The organism is Actinomadura kijaniata NBRC 14229 (assembly GCF_001552175.1).
GTDB lineage: Bacteria > Actinomycetota > Actinomycetes > Streptosporangiales > Streptosporangiaceae > Spirillospora > Spirillospora kijaniata.
On the sequence record NZ_BCQR01000182.1, the window covers coordinates 1 to 24,722 of the forward strand.

A 24,722-nucleotide genomic window follows, 5' to 3' on the forward strand; every position below is an offset into this window, starting at 1 on the left:
AGGGCCGCGGCGGCGGCCCCGGCGGCCGCGCCCAGCAGCGCCACGCGCCGCCGCCTCCTCCGGCGGTCCCGCGCGGCCGTCACGACCTGACCGTGAAGACCGGGCGGCGGGACGCCCTCGATCCGGGCCAGCCGTTCGGCGACCCGGCGCTCGATCTCATCCATGAGCCTCCTCCTCGCGCGTGCCGGAACGTTGCGGGGGAGGGGCCGCGGCCGCGCGCAGCTTGGCCAGCGCCCGCGCGGCCTGGCTGCGGACCGTCCCGGCCGAGCAGCCGAGCACCGCCGCGATCTCGGCGTCGGGCAGCTGGTCGAGGTAGCGCAGCACCAGCACCGCCCGCATCCGGGGCGGCAGCCCCGCCAGCGCCGCGTCGAACGCGGCGTCCCCGGTCACCCGGTCCAGCCCGGCGTCCTCCACGGGCCGTTCGGGCGGGTCGGCGGTGAGGTGCTCGCGGCCCCGGCGGCGGCGCCGGTTGGCCCAGATCCGCACCATCGCGGTGCGGACATAGCCCTCCGGGTCGTGCCGGCGCCGCACCCGCCACCAGGCCGCGCCGGTGCGCGCGAGCGCCTCCTGCACCAGGTCCTCGGCGTCGTGCCGGTCCCCGGTCAGCACGCACGCGTACCGGAACAGCGCGGCCAGCCGGTGTTCGACGAACTCCTCGAACGCCCCGAGATCAGCCTGCGGCACGGTGGACCTCCCACATCCAGGGACACACCAGGTGTCCACCGTGCTGCACGCGTGGCGAAAAAATCAGTCCGACACCGTCACAGTGTCGCCTCGGACAGGTGCATCCAACCGGACACGGGGGTCTTCTTGACCCGCTCGCGGACCGGCTGGAAGCACTTGGGGTTCACCTCCCCGCAGTCCTGGGCGACGACCGTGTCGTAGACGTACTCGCTGGTGATGAACCCCAGGTCGGACTGGGTGCGCTGCATCCACTCGCGCAGCGTCGCCGAGTCCAGCAGCCGCGCCGCCTGGATGATCGTGAAACCGTTGACGCCCTCGGTGTCGGAGGTCACCGGCCCGACGCTCAGCGCCGCCCGCAACCGGATGCGCCGCGCCTCGCCCGCCCAGCGGTTGTGGTCGCGCAGCCCGGCGGCCAGCCGCGCCAGCGTCGTCTCGATGACCATCCGGGGCGGGAACTCCGGCCGGACGACCAGCAGCGCCCCGTCGCCCCGGTCCTCCCGGTGCATCGACTCCCACGGCACGCCTGCCTCCTCCAGCGCCTCGCGCAGCACCGCGTACATGACGCGGCGGATCTCCCGCCGGTCGGAGTCGCGGCGGTGTGGGCCGCTGAAGTCCACGATGTCGGTGAACAGCACCGAGCAGATCTGCCCGGTCCAGGACGGGCGGCCGCTCCGCCGCCAGGTGGGACGGCCGGGCGCGACCGACGGCGGCCGGACCGCCAGCGGCCGGACGTCCGCGCCGTCCCAGCCCGCCGCGGCCGGCGGCGCGGCGTCCCGGGGCGAGGCGGCCCACTCCGCGAGGGGGGAGGGGGACACCGTGTTCTCGACGAGCCGCTGGTAGATCTCCTGCTCCAGCAGGACCAGCACGCGGGGGTGGGCCTCCAGGAACGCGGCGAACCGCGCCGTGGTCATGCGCAGGCACAGCAGCTCGTCCAGCACGACCACGGTGGCCGACCGCCGCCGCAGCATCAGCGTGGCGCGTTCGCCGATCACGTCGGCGGGGCCGCGCAGCGCGACGATCCGCTCGCCGTCCCGGCCGACCGAGACCTTCACCCAGCCGGACAGGATCACCAGCAGGTGGTCGGCGCGGTCGCCCTCGTGCCACAGCACGTGCCCGACGGGCAGCCGGACGCGTTCGGCGGCCTCGACGAACGCGGTCTGCTCGACCACGGTCAGCGCGTGCCAGAACCGGGTCCGCGAGGGCGGCACCGGAACGGCGCCGAACCCCTCCAGGCCCGTGGGCGGGGGGCCGGGCGGCGGCAGCGCGGGGCCGCCCGCCACCTCGGACCGGACCGGGTACAGCACCGGGTCGTCGCCGTAGGTCCGGTACTGCACGGCGCCGCGCCGGGCCGCGTCGTGCCGGGTCGCGTCGCAGGTGGACAGGGGGCGGTCGGCGGGGCCGGAGGACGCGAGGGACAGGCGCGGCGCGCCGCCGTCCGACCGGGTGGGCGCCTCGACGGCGTCCGGGTCGTGGCTGTGGGTCCGCCAGGTCATGCCCGCACCTCCGTTCGGGTCTCGTCGGGTCGGGGCTGGGTGGGGACGGGACGGGCGGCGGGGGACCCCGGAACGGGGCAGCCCTGGACGGGCTTGGGTGGATGACCGTTAACGGGCGGGGGCTTTTCCTGGATTCTGCTCATGTCGAGAACCCCGTGTCTCACCGTGCGGCTTTCTGCGCAATCCCCGGTCGGATCGTTCGTTGTTACGGATTGGACCGATGTATCACCGCAGGGCCGCTCCACCTACTAGCCTCTTCCGCTTGATCGCGGTTAGACTGGGTGGGTCCGTCGTCAGCGTTTCGCCAGGTCAAGAGGGTTTGCGGCGAAATTTTCACCGCATCTTTCCCGACCGGCGGGCGCACCGGCGGGCCCGCTGGGGTCGCCCTTCACTTCACTTCGATCCGCCAGGCCGCCAAACCGGAGATCGAAGGGGAGTGGGGGCGGCTCTGTTTATTTTCGCACAAAAGACAAAGCGTCGGCGATTCCATTGACCTCCTGCCCGGCGGCGCCTCGCCGAGGGGGACGGCGCGGAGTCCCTGCGGTCGGCGGCCGACGTGCCGACCCGAATCCTCACTCAACGTCAGGATGATCTGCCAACTTTAACACGTCAGTCTGCCTTGTGCTACTACGATGACTGTCATTATGCTACCTGGCAACGTGGTAGGTGCGCCATAGCAGATGGCGTCCTGCAACGTTGAGTAGAACCTTTCTCCTACCGTGGGGAGATGTGTCGGCTGCCGGGGGAGACTTCTTGCTCGTTGAACCTACCGGTGTGCTGCCACGTACGGAGGAAGGTGGCCGGTTGACACATGGCAGACCGCTGTATGGCGGCAACTACCCAGAGTGAGACATGAGATGACCACTGATCAGGGGCCAGTCGTCCAGAGCGCGTTGTTGCGCAGCGAGCTGACCCAGCTCCGCAAAGAGCGGGGCATGACCCAGGAGCAGGTGGCCAAGGCCCTGGAGTGGTCGACCTCCAAGGTGATCCGGGTGGAGGGCGGGAAGAGCTCGATCACGCGCACCGACCTCCAGGCGTTGCTGCTGGTCTACGGGGTCACCAACGAGAGCCGTCAGGAACGCCTCCAGAGCCTCGCCCGCGGCGCCCGCGAACCCGCCTGGTGGAACTCCTACAAGGGGGTGCTGAGCGACGCGTTCCTCAACTTCGTCGGCTATGAGGCGGGCTCCTCGTTCATCCGGCAGTTCACCTCGATGCTGATCCCCGGCCTGCTGCAGACCCGCGAGTACGCCGAGGTCTTCTCCACCGGCATCGTCGACGCGACCACCCGGGGCATGGCCATCCGCCTGCGCATGCAGCGCCAGGAGGAGCTCTCCGCCCGGGAGAACCCGCCGCGCCAGTTCTTCGTCCTTGACGAGGCCGCCATCCGGCGGCACGTCGGCGTCCGGACCGATCCCGCGATCATGCCGAACCAGCTGCTGCGGATCGCCGAGCGGGCCGAGTCCGACGACCTGGTCACCGTGCGGATCATCCCGTTCTCGGCGGGCATGCACCTCGGCGTGTACGGGCCGTTCACGATCCTGGAGTTCGACGGCGGGCTGAGCGACATCCTGTTCATCGAGGGCCGTCCCGACGTCGGCGCGGACGTGACGGTCGCCGGCGACGACCCGCTGGTCGTCGACTACCGGAACAACTTCGAGACGCTGCTGGACGAGGCGCTGTCGGCCGAGGAGTCGATCGCGCTGCTGCGGCGGGCCGCCGACGACTTCATGGCCTGACCGACCCGGCTCCCGTGTTCCCATGCCCTTTCCGGAGGTGACGGCCACAGCGGACTCCCAAGGCGAGCGGGCCACATAACCGAAGCCTTCGATCTTGTGCCGCCGTATAGGCGGAAGATGTCAAACCGTTTACACTCGGGAACGGGAATTTTCCACAAGGTCGTGGTTTGCCATGCCCTGTTCGGCTCGCGCTAGGTGGGTGCTCCTGCCCGGTCGATTGGCGTCGCGGACCCCGCCGGCAGTGGATGGAGGGTCGCTGGATGGTCGATCGTTCGTTTCGGGGGACGGGTGCCGTATGGCGCAAGAGCGCGCACAGCGCGGAGAGCAGCGACTGTGTCGAGATCGCCGCTGTGCGTGCGTTGATTCTGGTCAGGGATTCGAAGGACGCGTCGGGTCCCGTTCTCACGCTCGATCGGCCGCACTGGCGGGGGTTGCTGTGCGGCATTCGTGACAGCCGTTCCGAGCCGTTCTCCTGACAGGAGGGCCACACCGGGGGCACGGGTCCTGGACCCGTGCCCCCGGTCATTTCCGATTCGTCCTTTCCGGTGCGCGGCCCGGAAACGGAACGCGTTTGCGGACGTCAACACCGTTTTCGTCAACGCATCGCGATGTGGTTGTCGCCGCCCGCGCCTGTTTCGCCGTTTTCCGGTCGCCGCGGCGGGCGGTCCCCGGGGCGCGCCGAAGTGCCGTCCTAGTCTGGGGTCGTGCCTGATCACGCTCGCCGGCTCGCGGCCGCCCTTCCCGGCGTCGTCCGGACGGACCTGACGGCCCGGGCCGCCTACTCCTCGGACGCGTCGGTGTTCCGGACGGTCCCGGTCGCGGTCGCCGAGCCCCGCACCCCGGCCGACCTCGTCCGGATCCTGGAGGTCGCCGCCGCCGAGGGACTGCCGGTCACCCCGCGCGGCGGCGGCACCTCGATCGCGGGCAACGCGCTGGGCCCCGGCGTCGTCGTGGACGTCTCCCGCCACCTGAACCGGATCGTCCGGCTCGACCCGGACGCCCGCACCGCCGTCGTCGAACCGGGCGTGGTCCTGGACGACCTGCGGGCGGCCGCGTCCCGGCACGGCCTGACGTTCGGGCCGGACCCGTCCACGCACTCGCGGTGCACGCTCGGCGGGATGCTGGGCAACAACGCCTGCGGCCCGCACAGCGTCGCCTGGGGCACGACCGCCGCCAACGTCGAGTCCCTCACCCTGCTGCTCCCCGACGGCCGCGAGCTGCCCGCCGCCCGGGGCACCAGCGGGGACGCGGCCACCGACGCCGCCCTGACCGCGCTGCGCGACGCGCACCTGGCGGCGCTGCGCACCGAGCTGGGGCGCTTCTCCCGCCAGGTGTCGGGCTACGGCCTGCACCATCTGCTCCCCGAGCACGGGTTCGACGTCGCCAAGGCGCTGGTCGGCAGCGAGGGGACCTGCGGTTTCGTCACCGAGGCGACCGTTCGGCTGGTCGAGGCCCCCGCCGCCCGCGCGCTGGCGGTCCTCGGCTTCCCTGACGTCCACACCGCGGCCGAGCAGGCGCCGTTCGTCGCCGCGGCGGGGGCGCTCACGGTCGAGGGGATGGCGTCGGACCTGCTGGCGGCGCTGCGGTCGCGGCCGGGCCGGGGCGGCGCGGGCGCGGACCTGCCGCCCGGCGGGGGCTGGCTCTACTGCGAGGTCGGCGGCGCGACGGGGGCGGAGGCCCGCGACGCGGCCCACACCCTGGCCGAGGCGGTCCGCGCCCGGGTTCCGGACACGACCTCGGTCGTCGTGGACGACCCCGCCCGCATGCGGGCGCTGTGGTGGATCCGCGAGGCGGGCGCGGGCATCGTGACCCGGCTGCTGGACGGCGGCGAGGCGTGGGCGGGATGGGAGGACTCGGCCGTTCCGCCGCGGCGCCTGTCCGCCTACCTGCGGGACCTGTACGCGTTGATGCGCGAGCACGGGCTGCGGGGTGTTCCCTACGGCCACTTCGGCGAGGGCTGCCTGCACCTGCGTCTCAGCTTCGGCCTCGACACCCGGCCGGGGCTGGCGGTCTACCGCCGTTTCATGGAGGACGCGGCCCGGCTGGTCGTCTCCCACGGCGGCTCGATCTCCGGTGAGCACGGCGACGGCCGCGCCCGTTCCGAGCTGCTGCCCGCCATGTACTCGGCGGGGACGCTGCACGCGTTCGCCGCGTTCAAGCGGGTCTTCGACCCGGACAACCGCCTCAACCCGGGCATCATCCTCGATCCCGCGCCGCTGGACGCGCACCTGCGCCCGGGGCCCGGCCGCGACGCCCTCGCCGTGACGCCCGTGCACGCCCTGACCCGCGACAACGGCTCGTTCACGGCGGCCGTCCACCGCTGTGTGGGCGTCGGCGCGTGCCGCGACCTGCGCGCGGGGGCGATGTGCCCGTCGTTCAAGGCGACCCGCGACGAGGTGCACTCGACCCGGGGCCGGGCACGCGTCCTGGCGGAGATGCTGCGCGGCGAGTCGCTGCCGGGAGGCTGGCGTTCCAGCGAGGTCCGCGAGGCCCTGGAGCTGTGCCTGTCCTGCAAGGCGTGCGCCACCGAATGCCCGGTGAACGTGGACATGGCGACCTACAAGGCGGAGTTCCTGCACCATCACTACAAGGGCCGTCCGCGTCCACGGGCGCACTACGCGATGGGCTGGCTGCCGTTGTGGTCGCGCCTGGTCACGGCGACCCCGTTCACGGCGGGCCTCGTCAACCGGACCCTCGCCGCCCGGCCGTTGGCGGGCGCGGTCAAACGCCTGGCGGGGCTCGAACCGCGCCGCGACCTGCCCTCCTTCGCGCCGCGGACACTGCGCGCCTGGACCCGCGGACGCCAGCCCCGGCGCGCGGGCCGGCCGGTGGTCCTCTGGCCGGACACGTTCACGAACTTCCACACCCCCGAGGTGGGCCGGGCGGCGGTCGAGGTCCTGGAGGCCCTGGGCCACCGCGCGGTCCTGCCGCCCGGCCCCGTCTGCTGCGGCCTGACCTGGCACTCCACCGGCCAGCTCGGGGTGGCGCGACGCGTGCTGCGGCGCACCCTCGACACCCTGGCCCCCGCCCTGGAGGCGGGCCTGCCGGTGCTCGGCCTGGAGCCGTCCTGCACGGTCATGCTCCGCGAGGAGACCGCCGAACTCCTCCCGGACGACCCTCGCGCCGCGCTCCTGGCGGCCCGCGTGACGACCCTCGCCGAGCTGGTGCTGACCGGGGACGGCTGGCCGTTCGGACGGCTGGACCTTCCGGCCGTCACGCAGTTCCACTGCCACCAGGAGGCGAAGGGGACGACCGCGGCCGACCGGGAGGTCCTGGAACGCCTCGGGATCGCCGCCGACGTGATCACCGCGGGCTGCTGCGGCCTGGCCGGGAACTTCGGCTTCGAGCCGGGCCACTGGGAGGTCTCCCGGGCGTGCGCCGACCGGGAGCTCTACCCGAGGCTGAACGCCGCGCCGACCGCCCTGGCCCATGCCGACGGCTTCTCCTGCCGGCTCCAGATCGCCCAGGGCACCGCGCACCGCCCCCTCCACCTGGCGCAGCTCCTCCGTCTGGCGCTCCGTCGGTGAACCTTCCCGGAATCCCCTTGCTCTTCACATATGCAAACATTAGAGTTGCGTGAGCGACCACAGGAGGTCGTGAACAGGACGTGCGCGGCAGGCTTGTTTGCACCTGTGACGGCAAAGAGAGGGAGAGATGCGACGAGCGGCAGGACGCGTTCCGGCGCTGTGCGCGGCGGCCGGACTCGCGCTGACGGCGGCCCTGCTGTCCGGTTGCGAACTCGGCGGCGGCAGCTCCCCGGCGAAGGGCTCCCCGAAGGGCTCCGCCCCCGCCCCGCGCCCCTCCGGCCCCCTGACCAAGGAGGCGCGGGCGATGCTGGGCACGCACGCGCGGATCGAGGTGAAGCAGGTCGAGCGCCACGCGGACCGTTCGGTCCTGCGCCTCCACCTGACCAACCTCAACGGCTCCCCGAGCCAGTTCTCCTTCGGAACGTCCCTGGCGAGCGCGGCGTTCGCCGAGCTCCACTTCAAGCTGGTGGACCCGGTCGGCCGCAGGATCTACCACCCGCTGGTCGACGAGGGCGGCAAGGGCCGCATGGTCGGCAGCGTCACCCGGACGTACTACGCCCACCCCGGCGTCCGCTACGAGACGGTGGTGCACTTCCCGCCGCTGCCCGAGGACGTCCGGGCGGTCACGCTCATCACCCCCAGCACGGCGGGCGAGTTCACCGGCGTCCCCGTGGTCGAGGGCAGGGGCGGGACCGGCCCCGAGGCCCCCGTGACCGAGGCCTCCGTCACCCCGCCGCGCGGCAGCACCGTCGCCCTGCCGGTGCACACCCAGAACGGCCAGGCCCCCCACCGGGTGAACGACCTGTACGGCGTCGCCTCCGGCGAGGTGAAGACGACCTCCACCACCCGGAGCGAGCAGCGCATCGGCCTGCGCGCCGACGTGCTCTTCGACTTCGACAAGGCGACCCTGACCCCCAGGGCCAAGGCGGTCCTGGACGACGTGGCCGCGCAGACCCGGGCCGAGGCGGACCCGTCCAGGCCGCCGATCGTCATCACCGGCCACACCGACGGCAAGGGCGCCCCCGCCTACAACATGCCGCTCTCCCAGCAGCGCGCCGCCGCCGTCCTCAAGGAGCTCCAGGCCCGGCTGGGCACCGCCTACCGGTACCGGGCCGAGGGCAAGGGCGAGAAGCTGCCCGTCGCCAAGGAGGGCGGCGCCGACGACGAGAAGGCCCGCGCCAAGAACCGCCGCGTCGAGATCTCCTACCAGATCAAGCAGGAGCGGGCCGAGACCGGGACCGGCACCGCCACGGGGCCGGTCTCACCCGCCCTGGCCCCGGGCCGACCGGCCGCGTTCCGGCCGACCGACGGCCGGAAGGTGGCCGGCAGCACCATCGAGTTCCAGCTCTGGGGCCGGCCCGCCAAGCGGCGCATCGACGTCAGGCCATTCTACCGCGACGGCGCCTACCTGGTGGCGGTCTTCGACATCACCAACCTCGGCCCCGGGGACCTGAACATCGTCGACGGCTACTCCGACGGCGGCGTCGGCAAGTTCGGCGCGTTCACCGTCACCGACCCCACCAGCCGGATCACCTACGAGGGCGTCTCCATCGGCGCCCCGACCGACGCCCAGGGCGGCCGCAACATCGACCGCCTGGACCCCGGCTGGGCCACCTTCCTGGAGAAGCCCTCCACCACCAACCGCGGCTTCTTCTACGTCCCCGCCCCGCCGTCGAACGTCACGTCCGTCACCTTCAACGCGGGTGGCTTCGGGAAGTTCCACAACGTGCCCGTCCAGTGATCCGCGCCGCTCGCAGCGGAGGTCACTCCGCGGCGAGCTTGGCGGCGTCGGCCTCGTCCAGCACGATGCCGAACGTCTCCGCCAGCAGCGCCGGGACGTCCGCCCGCCGCACCTCGCGCACCTCGCGCGCGTCGGGCCGGGTGACCGTCAACGTGAGGTCGTCGAGCTGGTGGAGCGCCTCGGCCGTGAACTTCTGCGCGTACGGCCGGGCGGTGAACGGCGACCTGGTGCTGGTGGACACGTAGTGGTTTCCCACGACGTAGTCCACGAGGTACTTGGGCTCCAGCGTGAAGTGGTGCCGGTCGATCCACCCGTCCGGTTCGCGCTGGTGGAGCGTCCACACCTCCTCGCCCGAGTACCCGGCGCCGCGCTCCAGCCGGAGCCGCCAGCCGTCGAAGTCCACCTCGTTGCCGTCCACCAGCTCGATCGGCTCCAGCGGTCCGCTGCCGAACCCGACGTCGCACAGCCAGACCCGATCGTCGCCGGGGAGGGTCACGCGCAGCAACGCGTGGGTGGCGGGCCGCAGCTTGTCGGCCCCCATGCTGACCCGCGCCTGCAGCCCGGTCACCCCGTACCCGATCCGTTCCAGCACCGCCGCGAACAGCGGGGTGTGCTCGTAGCAGTAGCCGCCCCGCCGCCTCCGCACCAGCTTGTCCTGCAACGAGGGGAGGTCCAGCGGGATCGGCCGCCCGAGGATGATCTCCAGGGTCTCGAACGGCACCGACGTCACGTGCGCCCGCTGCAACCCGCGCAGCGTCTCCAGCGTCGGCGCCCGCTCACCCGTGAACCCGACCCGCTCCAGGTAGGCGTCCAGGTCCAGGTCGTCTCCGTGCCACCCGTGCGAGGGATCCGCGTCAGGCATCTCCGCCCCCTAACCGATCTTCAGTGTCCCCCCGACGCTAGCCCCTCGACCGAGCTCGAGGTCAATCCCCGTCCCCCGGGCCGAGCGGGCCGAGCGCGTGCCCCGTCGTGGCGTCGACGTGGTCGGGGATCTCCTCGTGGCGGTCGCCGACCGACGGCGTCCCGGTGGGCTCGAACATGAGGATCGCGGCGCCGTGCGGCGCGTACGGCCTGTGCTCCGTGCCCCGCGGCACGGTGAAGACCGCGCCCCGCGGAAGCCGGACCGTGCGTTCCCCGGCCCGCTCGCGCAGGGAGATGAACAGCTCGCCGTCGAGCACCAGGAAGAACTCGTCGGTGTCGTCGTGGGCGTGCCAGACGTGCTCGCCCTCCACCTTGGCGACGCGCACGTCGTAGTCGTTGACGTGCGTGACGACGCGCGGGCTCCACAGCGCGTCGAAGGAGGCTAGGGCCCTGTCGAGGGCGATGGGATCGTTGCTCATGCGGGAATCCTCGCCGGTTGGCCCCGCCCCGCGTGAGTGCTAGGAATCGCATATGTCGCAAGATTCCTCGCATGCGGGTCGGCACCGGGTCGTCGTGATCGTGGACGAGAACTCCAACCCCTTCGAACTCGGCTGCGCGACCGAGGTGTTCGGCCTGCGCCGGCCCGAGCTCGGCCGCGACCTGTACGACTTCCGGCTCTGCTCGCCCGAGCCGGGCATCCTGATGCGGGACGGCTTCTTCACGCTCACGGGGGTCGCCGGGCTGGAGGCGGTCGCCGCGGCGGACACCCTGATCGTCCCGAACCGGCCCGACGTCGAGGTGCCCCGCCGCCCGGCCGTGCTCGACGCCATCCGGGAAGCGCACGCGCGCGGCACGCGGCTGGTCGGCTTCTGCAGCGGCGCCTTCACGCTCGCCGAGGCCGGCGTCCTCGACGGGCGCCGGGCCACCGCGCACTGGCAGTGGGCCGGCTCCTTCCGGGCCCGCTTCCCCGAGGTCCGGTTCGAGCAGGACGTGCTGTTCGTCGACGACGGCGACATCCTCACCGCCGCGGGCAGCGCGGCGGCGCTCGACCTCGGGCTGCACATCGTCCGCCGGGACCACGGCGCGGAGGTCGCCAACTCCGTCAGCCGGCGGCTGGTGTTCGCCGCCCACCGGGACGGCGGGCAGCGGCAGTTCATCGAGCGTCCCGTGCCCACCGTGCCGGACGAGTCCCTGGCGCCCGTCCTGGCCTGGGCGCAGGAACGGCTGGACACGCCGCTGACGGTGGCGGACCTGGCGGCGCGCGCCGCGGTCAGCCCGGCGACGCTGCACCGCCGCTTCCGCGCGCAGCTGGGCACCACGCCGCTGGCGTGGCTCACCGGGGAGCGCCTCGCGCTGGCCTGCCGCCTGATCGAGCGGGGCGAGGCGCGCATGGAGACGGTCGCCCGGCACAGCGGGCTGGGCACCGCCGCCAACCTGCGCGCCCTGATGCGCCGCGAGATGGGCGTCACCCCGTCGGCGTACCGCCACCGCTTCGGCCTCACGGAGAGGACGGCCCGGCCTCGGGCCCAGCGTCCCTCACGTAGGTGAACACGGCCATTCCGCCCCGCACGGTCTCGCCGCCGGCCAGCCGGAACCCCGCGGGGGAGAACCGGCCGTCGAACGCCCGGATCCCGTTCCCCGCGACCACCGGGTACACCTTCAGCACGATCTCGTCGATCTCTTCGAGCAGCGTCCCCGCGAGCCGCCCTCCGCCGACGAGGTAGATGTCCTTGCCGCCGTCGGCCTTGAGCCGCCGCATCCACCCCACCGGGTCGTCGGCGACGACCCGCACGTCCGGGTGGGGGGAGTCCCCCAGGGTCGTGGACACCACGTACTGCCGCAGGTGCGCGTAGGGGCTGCCGACCCCGGCCCGCACCCCGGGCTCGTAGGCGCCCCGCCCCATCACGGCGGTGTCGAACCGCCGGGGTCCCCCCGCGATCCCGAGCCGCTCCCGCAGCGCCGAGGGCAGCGTGTCCGGGTGCCGCTCGGCCAGGAACGTCACCACGTCCGCGTCGATGGGGAAGAAGCCGAGGTCCCCGTCCGGTCCCGCGATGTACCCGTCGATGGTGACCCCGATCGGGTAAACGAGCTTTCGCATGCGTCCCTCCCTGCTCCGTGCCGTTCGTCTGCCTGGCCCTCGCGCCGGGGCGTCAGCCCGCGACCGAGGTCGTGAGGGTGGCGCCGTTGCCGAAGGAACGGGCCTCCCGCGGGGTGAACGACCGCGGCCCGAAGGGGCCATCGACCATCGGGACCCCCGCGCCGAGCACGATCGGATAGCGCTTGACCACCAGCTCGTCGATCTCGTCGAGCAGGGTCCCGGCCAGGCGGCCGCCGCCGCACAGCCAGATGTCCCGGTCGCTCTCCCGCTTGAGGTGGCGGACGAACGCGACCGGGTCCTCCCCGACCACCGTCACCTCGTCGGACGCCGCCCCGCCGAGCCGCGACGACACCACGTACTGGCGCAGGTGGGCGTAGGGGCTGGCGGCCCCCGTCGCCAGCCCCGCCTCGTAGGTGCCGCGCCCCATCAGCACCGTGCCGAAGCGCCGGTTCGGCACGTTCTCCAGGCCCGCGGGGCCCCGGAACGCCGTCGGCACCGTCTCCGGGAAGCGCTCGTTGCAGTACTCCATCATGTCGGCGGCCCACGGGAAGAAGTCCGCGCGCCCGTCCGGCGCGGCGATGAAGCCGTCCAGCGTCACCGCCACGTAGTACACCAGTGCGCGCATGAGATCACTCCATTCAAAGTACTTCACTTGAAGTGATTTGAACGTAGTACTCTGCTTGTAGTGGTGTCAACCCCCCGAACCAGGAGGCTCCATGCGGCAGAACCCGGAACGTCGGCAGGCCCTCGTCGACGCGGCCATCGAGGTGCTCGCCCGTGACGGCATGCGCGGGCTGACGTTCCGCGCCGTGGACGCCGAGGCGGACGTCCCCGTCGGCACCGCCTCCAACTACTTCGCCAACCGCGACGACCTGCTCATGCAGGTGGGCGGCCGCGTCTACGAACGCCTCCAGCCCGCCCCCGGCGACGACCTCGCCGCCGTCCCCGGATTCGCCGAGGCCCTGGCCGCCGACGAGCCCCGCGAGCGCCTCACCGCGGTCATGCGCACGGTCGTGCACCGCGTCGCCGACTACCGCTCCGGCTACCTCGCCCTGCTCGAACTCCGCCTGGAGGCCACCCGCCGCCCCGGCCTGCGCGACGTCCTCACCGCGACCATCCGCGCCGACATCGAGACCAACGTCGCCGCCCACGTCGCCTCCGGCCTGCCCGGCGACACCACCACGGTCGAGCTGCTCCACCTCGCCCTCAACTGGCTGATCCTGGAGCGCCTGACCCTTCCCGAGGTGTTCCCGGCCGAACGCCTGGACTCCCTGGTCGCCGCCGCCGTCGAGCGCGCCCTGCCCTCGTGACACCGCGCCCCCGCCGTCCCGACCGGGGCGGCGGGGCTCCTAGGCTGATCGGGTCCACCCGTACGCGACATGTCAGGCCCCCCGATGTTCCTCGAACGCGTCCGTGTCCCCGACGAGCTCGTCCCGCCCGCCGACCGCGCACGGTGGCCGTTCACGGTCCCGTGCGTGGCCGACCTGTTCGGCGAGGGGCTGGAGTTCACCCGCCCCGTCACGTTCCTGGTCGGGGAGAACGGCTCGGGCAAGTCCACCCTCGTCGAGGCGATCGCCGACGCGTTCGGGCTCGACTCCCGGGGAGGCCGCGCGGGCCGCAAGTACGCCGGCACCACCCCCCGCACCCCGCTCGGCGAGGTCCTGCACACCGACCTGACCGTCCGCGGGGCCCGGATGCTCGGCGGCCCCCGCAACCGCCGCAAGGGGTTCTTCCTGCGCGCCGAGACCGCCCTCGAACTGGCGGAGAAGGTCTCCGGCCTGCCCGGCTACTGGACGGAGGACGTGCTGACCCAGAGCCACGGCGAGGGGTTCCTGACCATCTTCGAGGCGATGCTCCGCGAACCCGGCCTCTACCTCCTCGACGAGCCGGAGTCCGCGCTGTCGTTCACCGCCTCCCTCGGCCTGGTCTCCCTCATGCACGAGCTCGGCGGGTCCGGCGCCCAGGTCATCTGCGCGACCCACTCGCCGGTCCTGGCCGCCACCCCCGGCGCCGACATCGTCGAGATCGGCCCGCACGGCGCCCGCCGGGTCGGCTGGGACGAGCTGGACCTCGTGGACCACCACCGCCGCTTCCTGAGCGCCCCGGACGCGTACCTGCGCCGCGTCCTCTGAAAACTTCCGGCGGAAAAACCCCCGACCAGGGTTAACGATCACCGGTCAAGGTAATGAGATGGTCGCGGAGAGTAATCACTCCGTACTGAGAACGCCCGCCGCGTCCGTGCACACCGAGCCGGAGCCTTCCGACGACCCCCGGGTGACCGGCACACACGGACGCGGCGGGCGTACGACCCCGCCCGTCAGCGCACGTAGACGGCGGTCCCGATGGGCACGATCCGGAACACCAGGTCCGCCGTGTGCCGCATCGGCAGCCGCGCGCACCCGTGCGAGGCCGGGTACAGCGGGACGCTCGGCGAGCCGTGCAGCGCGTACCCCCGGTAGAAGTAGACCGGCTTGTACAGGTCGCCCAGCGGCGCGTGCCGCCAGCCGTTGATCTTCCGGTAGACGCGGAAGTTCCCCGACGGCGTCCGGGCCACCTCGCACCTGCCCTGGTGGCAGTACCGCTTGCCGCTGCCGGTCGAGGTGTGCGTGATCAGCTGGACCCGGCCGCCCTTGTAGACCACGACGAGCTGCCGCTTCTTGGAGATCTCCACCCGGTTCGCCGCGCCCCCGGAGACGATCCGCGCCGGCGCCTTCGGCCTGGCGAGCGCCGCCCACGTGCGCTTGCCGACGGTCCCGTTCGGCGCGAGCCCGTTGACCTTCTGGAACGCCAGCACCGCGAACCGCAGGTCCGTGCCGTACTTCCCGTCGGCCTTGCCGGGAGCGTAGTGCAGCGCGCGCAGCCGCTCCTGCACGTACTTGACGTACTTGCCCTTGGCTCCGTAACGCAGCGTGGGCTTCGCCGCGGCCTCCGCCGCGGGGGCGGCGACCAGCGACGCGGACAGGGATGACACCAGGACGGCCAGACCGGCCAACTTCATGCGCATACGCGAGCGACGCTCCGTTCCGCGGGACAGGGGGATCCTCAAAGACCACAGGGGTGACACCGACATCTTTTCCGACTCCGGCCCCACGGGGAAGGTTCACGCGCGCGTCCGCCTCCGGCTCTGTCCGGAACCAGCCTCGCCCTGACCAACGATCACCACGAGGTGTCACCCTTGGTGGACTCCATGTCGCCGGAGGTGCCCATGCAGCGTTATCCCGGCTACCCGCCGCCGCGGCGGAAACGACCGCCCTCGACGGTCAAGCTCGCTCTGATCGCCACCGGGGCCGGCGTCCTGACGACGGCCGTGTTCGGCCGGACCGTGGCGGCCCACCCCGTCCTGACCGCGCTCTGCCTGGTCCTCGGCCTGGCGGCGATCATCGGATGCAGCTACCACCTGGCCCGGCTCGCCGAACGGGAGCGCCACGCGATCTTCGCGGCCAACAGCCGGCTGGAGGTCGTCGACCGGATGACCGGGACGCAGTTCGAGGAGCACATCGCCGAACTGCTCCGCCGCGACGGCTTCACCGACGTCCGCGTCCTCGGCGGGGCCGGCGACCGGGGCGTCGACATCACCGCCCGCGACCCCGACCGCAAGCCGGTGGCCGTCCAGTGCAAACGCTGGTCGAAGCCGATCGGCGCCCCCGAGGTCCGCAACTTCATCGGCGCGCTGAACGCCACCTACGACGGCCACCGGGGCGTCTTCGTCGCCTCCAGCGGCTTCACCCGCCAGGCCGCCGAGGAGGCGGCCCTGTGCGGCCTGCTGCTGGTCGACCGCCCCCATCTGGCCCGCTGGCTGACCGGCACCCCGATCTCCCTGCCCTGATCCCGGCCGCTCCGCGACGGCGGGCGACCGGCGGCACTAGGGTCGCAGCACCCCGCCACACAGGAGGTCAGAGCGACCATGATGAACCACGAGGGCTGGGACGCCATCGACGCGCTGCTCAGACAGCGCTATCCGGACGTCGAGCGCCTCGAGTGGCACGCCCCCGTTCCCTACCGGCCGGTGGGCCCGATGCCGGTGGGCCAGTTCGTGACGAACTCGATGGCGATCTACCGCCGCGCCGAGCCCGTGCCGCACTGGCACATGATCGGCTACGCGCTGACGGCCCCGTTCGAGGAGCGCGGCTACGAGTTCACCCTCCGCGTCCCGCGCGCCGCCGCCGAGACCGAGGCCCCCGACTGGGCGCTGGCCGCCCTGGAGGGCCTGGCCGCCTACGTCTCCCGCAGCGGCAACGACTTCGCCGCCGGCCACTACATCGAGTACCCGCACCCGATCGACCCGGACCGCCCCGGCTCCCGCGTCCGCGCCGGGGCGTTCGTCCCCGACCCCGAACTCGGCGAGGTCGAGACCGAGCGGGGCCGCGTCACGTTCCTCCAGTTCGTCGGCCTCACCTCCGACGAGATCCAGGCGGCCCAGTCCTGGCACGTGCGCGGCCTGATCAGCGCCCTGGAGCCCCACCTGCCCGTCCTCGTCACCGACATGGACCGCGCCTCCCTGGCCGACCACCCGGAGGTGGCCGGGACGCTGCGCGAGGGCTCCCGCCGCGAGGGCTCGGGAACGGGCTACCTGTTCTTCCACCACCTGGAGGCCGACGCCACCGGCGACGGCCTCCGCCTGGAGTTCGGCGCCCAGCACGTCCCGCAGCTGGCCCGCGTCCTGCCCGCCCGCATCCCGCACGGCCGGCGGCTGACCCTGACCGGCGACACGCCCCGCGACGTGGTGTTCGTCCCCGGCCCCGCGTTCTCCTACCGGGAGTCCGGCGGAGCCCTGGAGATCGCGCTTCCCGGCACGGCCAGCGAGACCCTGGCCGCCGCCCTGGACCCGGCCCCCGGCGACTACACCGTCCCCGACCTGCCGGGCCTGCGGGTGACGGTCACGCCCTGACCGACTCGGCGGGCACGCCGGGCCGCACGTCGTCCAGCAACCGCAGGAACGTGCCCTCGTCCACGACCGGAACGCCCTCCTCCGCGGCCCGGCGCGCCTTGGCGGTCTCCAGCCCCCGGTCGTTGGTGACGAGCACGCTCGTGTTGCGGCTGACGGACCCCATGACGTTCAGCCCCACCGCGACGGCCCGCTCGACCAGCTTCTCCCGGGGCATGACGGTCTCCCCGGTGATGGCGACCTTCATCCCCTGGACGAGCGGCCCGCCCTCGTCCATCCGCCCCGGGCTCCGGTAGGGGCACGGGGTCTTGGGGATGCTGGGCGGCCTGCGCGCCCGCCGCGCCCGGCAACTGACCAGCGGCAACGCGACCCCGCCCTGATCCGCCGCCGCCAGCGACCCCCGCAGCACCCCCGCCAGCGCCCGGGCGTCCTCCAACGCGTCGTGCGCCCGCCGGTGCTCGGCCCCGTAGTGCGCGGCGAGCGTCCCCAACTGCAGATCCCCGACCGGCGGCCGGATCCGCCGGTTCAGCGACAGCGTGCACAGCCACCGTTCGACGGGAAGCTCGACCCCGGCCCGCGCGAACTCGGCGGCGAGGAACTCGTAGTCGAACTCGGCGTTGTGGGCGACCATCACCCGCCCCCGGAGCAACCGCGCGACCTCCCCGGCCACCTCCGAGAACAACGGAGCCCCCGAAAGCCGCTCCACGGTGATCCCGTGCACCTCGACGGGCCCCGGATCGACCCCCGGATTCACCAGCGAACTGAACTCACCCTCGAACTCGCCCCCGGCCCCGAGCACGACGACACCGACCGCCAGCACCCGATCCGCCAACGAGTCCAACCCGGTCGTCTCGACATCGACACAAGCCCACCCGAGGTCATCTCCACCCGAATCCGCCGGCCACATACCAGCCACGTTAACCACGAGCCCCAAGACCATTCACCAAATCCCCAAACCCCCACCTCACCGACGCCGGGCCGTGCCGTTCCCGTTGGTTCGGTGGGTGGGGAGGGGTAGGGCTGCTGCGATGGTGGCCAGGAAGGCCAGCATCGCTCCGGACACGTACCAGTAGGTGTAGACGCCGAAGTTCTTCAGGGGCCAGTGGCGGTAGGGGACCACGCCCGGGATCTGGCCCGATTCGGCGGCGGCGTTGCGGAACAGCAGGAGGGCGTCCAGGCGGCTGGCCGGCATCAGGGCCAGGAGCGGGAAGAGCATGGCGTCGTACCACGGGCGTTGCAGCGGCGAGGCCAGCAGCCATGCCGCGCACAGGACGAACAGGGGGCGGATCTCCGGGAAGTCCTCGTGGGCCTTCGGGGCGCGCCAGGCCAGCAGGACGAACAGGAGGGCCGTCGCCGTCCAGCCCAGGGTCTCGTGGGTCACGGTCCAGGAGGCGTCGGCGGCCCATTTCACCGGCCAGCGCCACGGGCTGATGGGGGAGATGCCGTCCAGCTTCGTGAACATCACCTGCAACGTCGCCTGCCCCGCCAGCAGGTAGGCCGGGACGATCGCCGCCACGGCTCCCAGGGCCAGGGCCGCCAGGGCGCGGAGGGATCGGCGCTGGGTCCAGGCCAGGGCCAGGCCCGCCAGGGCGAACGGGGCCTTCACCGCCGCCGCCGCGCCCAGCAGCGCCCCCGTCAGCAGGAGCAACGGGACGGGCGCGCGGTCGCGCAGGTGGAACGCCAGCAGGCCCGCCGCCATCAGGAGCGCGGCCAGGACGTCCACGTGGGCGCTGACCACCCCGGCCCACAGCATGAGGGGGTTCAGCGTCCACAGCAGGTGGACGCGGCGGCGGCGGTCGGGGTCGGCGGCCGTGATCCGGTCCAGGACCAGGGCCGTTCCGGCGAAGGCCGCCGCCATCACCAGTTTGAGCAGGAAGGTGATCGCGGCCATGGAGGCGCCGCCGAGCAGCGCCACCAGCCAGAACAGGCCGTTGGCCAGCGGGCCGTAGACCGATGGTGTCTTCCGCCAGGCGCGCGGCGCGAAGCGGGCCACCGGGTCATGCGCGTCGATCAGTTGTTGCGGGACGGCGACGGCCGGGTCGAGGCCGAGCACCGCCTCACGTCCGTACAGGGCGTAGCTCAGCAGGTCGGTGGAGCCCGCCACCGGCAGGACGGCCAGCACCCCCGTGACGACCAGCCCGGCGACCAGCAGCCGGGTCGGGGAGGGCCGCCAGCCCAGGCGCAGCCCGCGCAGGGCCAGGTACACGCCCGTCGCGCCGAACGCCATCACCGCCCAGCACAGCAGCAGGGTCGTCAGGGCGGAGGGGCGGAGGTCCAGCCAGCGCCAGCCCCCGGTCTTCGGGACCGCGTAGGACGGCCCCTGGACGCAGACGAGGGCCATCGCGAGCACGGCCGCGCCGATCACGGCCAGTCCCGCGCCGCCCCACCGTGACCCGCCGTCCCCGAACCACCGAAACCATCCCCCGAGTCCCCGCACACCCCCAAACTAACCAGCGTGATCAGGTGGCGGGACGGCGCCCCCGGGGCCCGGCTAGCCGAGCTGGACGCCGAAGAACAGCGCCGCCAGCGCGCCGACCAGCCCCAGCGCGCCCCAGATCGCCAGGCCCTTCGGGGTCCTGGCCTGGGCGTGCAGGAACGCCGAGACGCCCGACAGCACCACGAAGCCCAGCTTGACGTTGAGCGTCATCGCGGCGGGGCCAGAGAACCCGGCGGCCTGCATGTTCCAGATGCCGGTCAGCAGCAGGACGCCGAACGCGGGCCAGGCGACCAGGTTGAAGCGGTTGGCGGCGACCTTGGTGACGCCCTCGTATCCGCGCAGCGCGGGAACCAGCGCGCCCAGGGTGAGCTGGCCGCCCACCCAGATCGTCGCGGCCAGGACGTGCAGGAAGACGCGCACGTTCTCAAGGGTGATGGCGAGCATGGCGGACTCCTCGGGGTCGTGCGGGGGTTCTCAGCGGCGGTGCCAGAGCTGGACGCCGTCGCGGTCGGCCACCAGGCGGAAGCCCTGGCCGGGCAGCGCGGCGATGGCGGCGGGGATCTGGTCGGGGGGCACCGGCACCACCGAGGGGCGCCTGGTGTCCACGACCACCCAGTCCATGGGGGCCCGGGTGACGTTGGGGAACAGCACCACCTCGGCGCGGCCGGTGAGCTGGGGGGCCAGGAAGTTGGAGGCGGCGACCCGGGCGTCGTCGGGGACCATGGCCAGCACCTGGCGGGCCGCGGTGACGTGCGGGGTCGTCGTCCAGAACGACGGCGAGAACATCTTGCCGAACTCGGTCCCCGGCAGGCTCACCAGCGAGATTGCCAGCGCCGCGGGGACGGCGAACCGCGCGTACGTCCGCACGGGGCGGCGCGCGCCGCCCCGCATCCGGACCACGGCGTCGACCAGCGCCACGAACAGGATCGGCATGAGGATCGCGTTGTAGTGGACGCGTTCGGTGCTCCAGTGCAGGGGGATCGTGGAGACCAGCCGGTAGCCGACCAACGGCAGCGCGATCAGCGTGATCGGCGAGCGCAGCGCCGCGAAAGCCGTCACCACGCCCAGCATCCACAGCAGCCACAGCTTCTGCGGGTGCTCGACGAGGCTGGCGGGGAAGCCGAGCAGAGTTCCCAGCAGGTCGCCGCCCGCCCCGGGGGAGCCGTGGACCATGCCGCCGCCCGACACGCTGCCGAAGTAGGCGTAGCCCTTCGGGTTCCACAGCGGGATCAGCACCAGGACGATCACCGCGATGGCCGCGAACCCGCCGCCGAGCATCGCCGCGCCCAGCCGCCACCGGCGGCGCAGCAGCAGGTAGGCCCCGACCGCCGCGACGACCAGGCCCATGTCCTCCTTGACCAGCAGGACCGGCAGCGTCCACAGCGCGGCGGCCCGCCAGCGCTCCTCCACCAGCGCGACCATCGCGAACGCCAGCAGCGGCACCGCCAGCGCGATCTCGTGGAAGTCGAACGCGACCGCGCCCTGCAACCCGAACGACAGCCCGTAGGCGACCATCACGGCGACGCCGGACCGCACGCCCAGCCGGTCGATCGCCAGCCGGCCGACCGGGACCACCGACACCGCGATCAGCACGGCCTGCACGACCAGCAGCAGCCGGGCGTCCGGCCACAGCCGGTACAGCGGCCCGAGCGCCGCCAGCCACGGGTGGAAGTGGTCGCCGAGCAGGTGGAAGCCCGGCTCCTTCAGCGGCACGATCGGCGCGCGGAACTCCGCGTAGCCGCGCACCGCCTGCTCGAAGATCCCCAGGTCGTAGCCGGTGCTGCGGAGGAGGGCGTGCCGCATCAGCGAGTGGACGCAGTACAGCGCCGCGAAGAGGGCGGCGAACACCGCGGGCAGCCGGGCGTGCGGGCGGTCCCCGGGACCGGGACGCCCCGGCGCGGCGGCCCCGCCGCCGGGGGAGGCCGCGGGCGGGCCCTCGGCGACCGCCGTCTCGTCTCCGCTCACCTGACCGTCCACTGTCCCGTCTCTCCGGCGCCTGGGAATCCGTATGAGGGTACAAACACGGATCGCCTTCCCGCACCGCCGCGACGGCGGGGCGCGGCCGCGGACCGTGTGCCGGAGGCGCACTGGCACCGTTCCGGGCCCTATACGCTCGGAACCCCGGCCGCACGCGCCGGACCGATGCCGTAACCACCAGGGGAGAAGGACCGATGGGCGCCGGGCGAGTGCTCACGCGCATCAGCGTCGCGCCGGCGTTGCTGATCGTCGCGTGGTTGGCGGTGTCCCTGCCGCTGCTGATGGCCGGATGGTTCCGGCCGCTGCCGGTGATCGGGCTGTTCCTGCCGCTGGCCGCCGGGGCGCTCTGGCTCGGTCTGCGGGAACGCCCCGGGCCGGCCGCGCGCGAGCCGGTGGGGACGCCCCGCTGGGCGACCGCGGGGGTGCTGGCGGTCGGGCTGGTGTTCCTGGTCGTCGAGCTGGCGCTGGTCTCCGAGCAGATCGTGCCGCGCCGCGATCCGGCCTCCTACGTGCAGTTCGCGGTCTGGCTGAGCGAGCACGGGTCGCTGCCGATCCCGCAGGACCGGGCGGCGTTCGGCGGCGGCGACCCGGCGCTGACCTACGGCAGCCCGGCGTTCTACCAGCGGGGCGAGTCGATCGTCCCGCAGTTCATGGCGGGCCTGCCGATGGTGCTGGCGCTGGGCCACTGGCTGGGCGGGATGACCGGGCTGCTGGCGGTCGCGCCGGTGCTGGGCGCGTGCGCGGTGGTGGCGTTCGGCGGGCTGGCGGCGCGGCTGGTCGGGCCCCGCTGGGCCCCGGCGGCGGCGCTGCTGCTGGCGGTGACGCTGCCGATGCTGTGGGCCGCGCGGTCCAGCTACAGCGAGCTGGTCGCGCTGCTGCTGTTCCTCGGCGGGCTGTCGCTGCTGCACGACGCGCGGAACGCCGACGTCGCGGCGGCGCGCGGCCGGGCGTTCCTGGCGGGCCTGGCGCTCGGGCTGATCGTGCTGGTGCGGATCGACGGGCTGCGCGACGTGCTGCCGGTGCTGGCGTTCGCCGGGCTGCTGACGGTGACCGGGGTGGCGTGGGGCGTGCCGACGCCGTTCTCCCGGCGGGTCGGGTACGCGCTGGGCGGCGGGCTGCTGCTGGGCGCGGGCGCCGGGCTGGCCGAGGGGTTCGTGCTGTCGCGGCCCTACCTGGAGTACCTGAGCGACTCCCTCGACCCCCTCCTGATGATCAGCGCGGCGACCGTGGTGCTCACGGCGGCGCTGGTCCTGGCGCTGCGGAACCGGCGGACCGGCCCGGTGCTGCTGCGCGCGGCCGGGCGGCTGGCGCGACCGCCGTTCCCGACGGCGGCGGCCGTGCTGACCGTCCTGGTGACGGTCGGGTTCGCGGTGCGGCCGCTGGTCCAGACGGTCGTGCGGGTGCCGGTGACGCAGCCGGACAAGGACACCGCCGCCTACATCGAGTTCCTCCAGCGGTTCGAGAAGCTGCCGGTCGACGGCGCGCGCCAGTACTACGAGAACTCGCTGATCTGGGTGGCCTGGTACGCCGGCGTGCCCGCGCTGCTCGCCGCGACGATCGGGTCGGCGCTGCTGGCGCGGCGGCTGCTGCGCGGCCGCGACCCGCAGTGGCTGCTGCCGCTGGCGGTGGTCGCCTGGACGTCGGTGACGACGCTGTGGCGGCCGGGCATCACCCCCGATCAGCCGTGGGCATCGCGGCGCTTCCTGCCGGTCGTGATCCCCGGCCTGCTGCTGATCGCGCTGTGGGCGACGGCCCGGGCGGTGCGGGCCTACCGGCGCAACGGGCACGGGCCGCGCGCCACCCGCGCGGCGGCGGTCGGCGCCGTGACGGTGCTGGCGGTCCCGGCGCTGGGGATGGCGATCCCGTCGTTCTACCCGCCCGTCGAACGCGGCTCGGTCGCGGGCGTGGCGGGGCTGTGCCGCCAGATCGGCGACGGGAGGCGGTCCGTGGTGATCGTGGACAAGCTCACCGGCGAACGGTTCAGCCAGGTCGTGCGGGGCATGTGCGGCCGGCCGGCCGCCCGCACCGTGGCGGGGGCCCGGCCCGACGACGTGCGGCGGATCATCGGCCGGATCCGCGCGGCGGGCCGGACGCCCGTCGTGCTGGGCGCGAAACCCGACGACGTCGCGCCCTACGGCCGGCCCCGCCACGCGCTGAGGCTGCGCGCGCGGCAGGACGGCCACACCCTGGTCAGCCCGCCGCACGGCACCTGGACCTACAACGTCGACGTCTGGCTGGCCGAGCCCTCCCCCTGACCGGCCGGTCAGCCCCGCCGGCGCAGCAGGTACCGCTGGACCTTGCCGCTGGGGGTCTTCGGCAGCTCCGGCACGAACGTCACCCGGCGCGGGTAGGCGTGCGCGGCCAGCTCCCTCTTGACGAGCCGCTGGAGCTCGGCGACCAGGGCGTCGTCGGGCTCGACGCCGTCGCGCGGCACGATGTGGGCGACCAGGACCTCGCCGCGCAGCTCGTCCGGGACGCCGACGACCGCCGCCTCCGCCACCGCCTCGTGGCGGGTCAGCACCGACTCCACCTCGAACGGCCCGATCCGGTACCCCGCCATCAGGATCACGTCGTCGTCGCGGGAGCCGAAGTACAGGTAGCCGTCCGCGTCGCGGGAGGCCAGGTCGCCGGTGAGATACCAGCGGCCGTCGGCGGAGAACCGCTCGGCGGTGCGCTCGGGGGCGTCCCGGTAGCCGGTGAACCAGAACAGCGGGCTCGCCGTCCGGTCCACCGCGACCCGGCCGCGTTCGCCGGGCGCGGCGGGCTCGTCGCGCTCGGCGTCCAGCACCTCGACGGCGAAGCCGGGCAGCGGGCGGCCCATCGAGCCGGGCCGGGTCTCGCCGCGCAGGTCGGGGTGCCAGGCGTTCGCGACGATCATGCTGGACTCGGTCTGGCCGTAGTGGTCCAGGACCGGTAGGCCAAGGACCCGCTCCGCCCACTCGACCACGTCGGGCGTCAGCGGCTCGCCCGCCGAGGAGCAGCGGCGCAGCCGCAGCCCCGCCGGGACGGTCCCGGAGTTGCGCAGGGCGCGGTAGACGGTCGGGGCGGCCGAGAAGTTCGTGACCCCGAACCGCTCCAGCGCCCGCCAGGTCAGCTCGGGGGAGAACGGGGCGCGCAGCAGCAGGCTGGTCCGCCCCATGATCAACGGGGTGATGACCGCGAAGTACAGGCCGTACGCCCAGCCGGGGTCGGCGGCGTTCCAGTACACGTCGTCGGGCTCGCACCCGAGGGCGTACTCGACGTACATCCGCATCGACGCCATGGAGCGCAGGGGGATCGGGAC

22 protein-coding genes are annotated in these 24,722 nt (G+C 73.3%); 10 read left to right on the top strand and 12 right to left on the bottom strand.

Going from position 1 to position 24,722, the window contains the following annotated elements:
• Positions 1-156: 156 nt before the first annotated feature.
• Complete coding sequence (locus tag AKI01S_RS40375; protein WP_067830762.1) at positions 157-684, bottom strand: SigE family RNA polymerase sigma factor; 528 nt, start codon at positions 682-684, stop codon at positions 157-159.
• 77 nt (positions 685-761) lie between these two features.
• Positions 762-2,177 carry a cyclic nucleotide-binding domain-containing protein gene (locus AKI01S_RS40380; RefSeq protein WP_067830763.1) on the bottom strand — a complete coding sequence of 472 codons (1,416 nt, stop codon included), beginning with the start codon at positions 2,175-2,177 and terminating at the stop codon, positions 762-764.
• 857 nt (positions 2,178-3,034) lie between these two features.
• Between AKI01S_RS40380 and AKI01S_RS40385 the strand changes: the two genes are divergently transcribed.
• The 4 genes from AKI01S_RS40385 (at position 3,035) to AKI01S_RS40400 (ending at position 9,181) form a co-directional block, all read left to right on the top strand.
• Positions 3,035-3,913: a helix-turn-helix domain-containing protein gene (locus AKI01S_RS40385; RefSeq protein WP_067830764.1), complete on the top strand. Its 879-nt coding sequence runs from the start codon at positions 3,035-3,037 to the stop codon at positions 3,911-3,913.
• A gap of 260 nt (positions 3,914-4,173) precedes the next feature.
• The gene (locus tag AKI01S_RS40390; protein ID WP_084000735.1) at positions 4,174-4,389 is read left to right on the top strand and encodes a DUF397 domain-containing protein; all 216 of its coding nucleotides are present in this window, start codon (positions 4,174-4,176) and stop codon (positions 4,387-4,389) included.
• Positions 4,390-4,617: 228 nt separating this feature from the next.
• A complete protein-coding gene (locus tag AKI01S_RS40395) occupies positions 4,618-7,440 on the top strand; it encodes an FAD-binding and (Fe-S)-binding domain-containing protein (RefSeq protein ID WP_067830777.1) in 2,823 nt (940 codons plus the stop codon).
• A 127-nt stretch (positions 7,441-7,567) separates the two neighbouring features.
• Entirely contained in the window at positions 7,568-9,181 is a 1,614-nt protein-coding gene (locus AKI01S_RS40400) for an OmpA family protein (protein WP_067830778.1), read from the top strand.
• 22 nt (positions 9,182-9,203) lie between these two features.
• Here the strand turns inward: AKI01S_RS40400 and AKI01S_RS40405 are convergent, their stop codons facing one another.
• Positions 9,204-10,043 carry an arylamine N-acetyltransferase family protein gene (locus tag AKI01S_RS40405; protein WP_067830779.1) on the bottom strand — a complete coding sequence of 280 codons (840 nt, stop codon included), beginning with the start codon at positions 10,041-10,043 and terminating at the stop codon, positions 9,204-9,206.
• 61 nt (positions 10,044-10,104) lie between these two features.
• Positions 10,105-10,521 (bottom strand): cupin domain-containing protein, encoded by a 417-nt coding sequence (locus tag AKI01S_RS40410; RefSeq protein ID WP_067830781.1) that lies wholly within the window; start codon positions 10,519-10,521, stop codon positions 10,105-10,107.
• A 52-nt stretch (positions 10,522-10,573) separates the two neighbouring features.
• Here AKI01S_RS40410 and AKI01S_RS40415 point away from each other — a divergent pair, with 52 nt between their 5' ends.
• Positions 10,574-11,590 carry a GlxA family transcriptional regulator gene (locus AKI01S_RS40415; RefSeq protein WP_067830783.1) on the top strand — a complete coding sequence of 339 codons (1,017 nt, stop codon included), beginning with the start codon at positions 10,574-10,576 and terminating at the stop codon, positions 11,588-11,590.
• Here the strand turns inward: AKI01S_RS40415 and AKI01S_RS40420 are convergent.
• Together AKI01S_RS40420 and AKI01S_RS40425 are read right to left on the bottom strand one after the other, a co-directional pair.
• Positions 11,541-12,140 carry a dihydrofolate reductase family protein gene (locus AKI01S_RS40420; protein ID WP_067830787.1) on the bottom strand — a complete coding sequence of 200 codons (600 nt, stop codon included), beginning with the start codon at positions 12,138-12,140 and terminating at the stop codon, positions 11,541-11,543. The genes AKI01S_RS40415 and AKI01S_RS40420 overlap by 50 nt on opposite strands.
• A gap of 52 nt (positions 12,141-12,192) precedes the next feature.
• Positions 12,193-12,765: a dihydrofolate reductase family protein gene (locus AKI01S_RS40425; protein ID WP_067830789.1), complete on the bottom strand. Its 573-nt coding sequence runs from the start codon at positions 12,763-12,765 to the stop codon at positions 12,193-12,195.
• A gap of 91 nt (positions 12,766-12,856) precedes the next feature.
• Between AKI01S_RS40425 and AKI01S_RS40430 the strand changes: the two genes are divergently transcribed.
• A complete protein-coding gene (locus tag AKI01S_RS40430) occupies positions 12,857-13,450 on the top strand; it encodes a TetR/AcrR family transcriptional regulator (RefSeq protein ID WP_067830792.1) in 594 nt (197 codons plus the stop codon).
• 69 nt (positions 13,451-13,519) lie between these two features.
• The gene (locus tag AKI01S_RS40435) at positions 13,520-14,272 is read left to right on the top strand and encodes an AAA family ATPase (RefSeq protein WP_245681985.1); all 753 of its coding nucleotides are present in this window, start codon (positions 13,520-13,522) and stop codon (positions 14,270-14,272) included.
• 185 nt (positions 14,273-14,457) lie between these two features.
• Here AKI01S_RS40435 and AKI01S_RS40440 read toward each other — a convergent pair whose 3' ends face one another.
• Positions 14,458-15,138: a L,D-transpeptidase family protein gene (locus AKI01S_RS40440; RefSeq protein ID WP_084000737.1), complete on the bottom strand. Its 681-nt coding sequence runs from the start codon at positions 15,136-15,138 to the stop codon at positions 14,458-14,460.
• A gap of 207 nt (positions 15,139-15,345) precedes the next feature.
• Here AKI01S_RS40440 and AKI01S_RS40445 point away from each other — a divergent pair, with 207 nt between their 5' ends.
• Together AKI01S_RS40445 and AKI01S_RS40450 are read left to right on the top strand one after the other, a co-directional pair.
• On the top strand, positions 15,346-15,966 hold the full coding sequence (locus tag AKI01S_RS40445) for a restriction endonuclease (RefSeq protein WP_169814098.1): 621 nt from the start codon (positions 15,346-15,348) through the stop codon (positions 15,964-15,966).
• 78 nt (positions 15,967-16,044) lie between these two features.
• A complete protein-coding gene (locus AKI01S_RS40450) occupies positions 16,045-17,028 on the top strand; it encodes a suppressor of fused domain protein (protein WP_067830801.1) in 984 nt (327 codons plus the stop codon).
• Here the strand turns inward: AKI01S_RS40450 and AKI01S_RS40455 are convergent.
• From AKI01S_RS40455 to AKI01S_RS40470, 4 genes are read right to left on the bottom strand one after another with little or no spacing between them, the layout of a single operon-like run.
• Complete coding sequence (locus AKI01S_RS40455) at positions 17,018-17,965, bottom strand: exonuclease domain-containing protein (protein WP_157420507.1); 948 nt, start codon at positions 17,963-17,965, stop codon at positions 17,018-17,020. The two genes, AKI01S_RS40450 and AKI01S_RS40455, sit on opposite strands and share 11 nt — an antisense overlap.
• 24 nt (positions 17,966-17,989) lie before the next feature.
• Positions 17,990-19,462, bottom strand: coding sequence for an MptA/MptB family glycosyltransferase (locus AKI01S_RS40460; protein WP_501162094.1), 1,473 nt, complete (start codon positions 19,460-19,462; stop codon positions 17,990-17,992).
• 54 nt (positions 19,463-19,516) lie between these two features.
• Positions 19,517-19,906, bottom strand: coding sequence for a hypothetical protein (locus AKI01S_RS40465; protein ID WP_067830812.1), 390 nt, complete (start codon positions 19,904-19,906; stop codon positions 19,517-19,519).
• Positions 19,907-19,936: 30 nt separating this feature from the next.
• Entirely contained in the window at positions 19,937-21,427 is a 1,491-nt protein-coding gene (locus AKI01S_RS40470; RefSeq protein WP_157420508.1) for a DUF2079 domain-containing protein, read from the bottom strand.
• A 206-nt stretch (positions 21,428-21,633) separates the two neighbouring features.
• Between AKI01S_RS40470 and AKI01S_RS40475 the strand changes: the two genes are divergently transcribed.
• On the top strand, positions 21,634-23,694 hold the full coding sequence (locus AKI01S_RS40475; protein WP_067830815.1) for a hypothetical protein: 2,061 nt from the start codon (positions 21,634-21,636) through the stop codon (positions 23,692-23,694).
• Between the two features lie 8 nt (positions 23,695-23,702).
• On the opposite strand, the gene AKI01S_RS40480 is transcribed toward AKI01S_RS40475, so the two are convergent.
• Positions 23,703-24,722: AMP-binding protein (locus tag AKI01S_RS40480; protein ID WP_157420509.1), on the bottom strand; the 1,020-nt coding region annotated here is incomplete at its 5' end.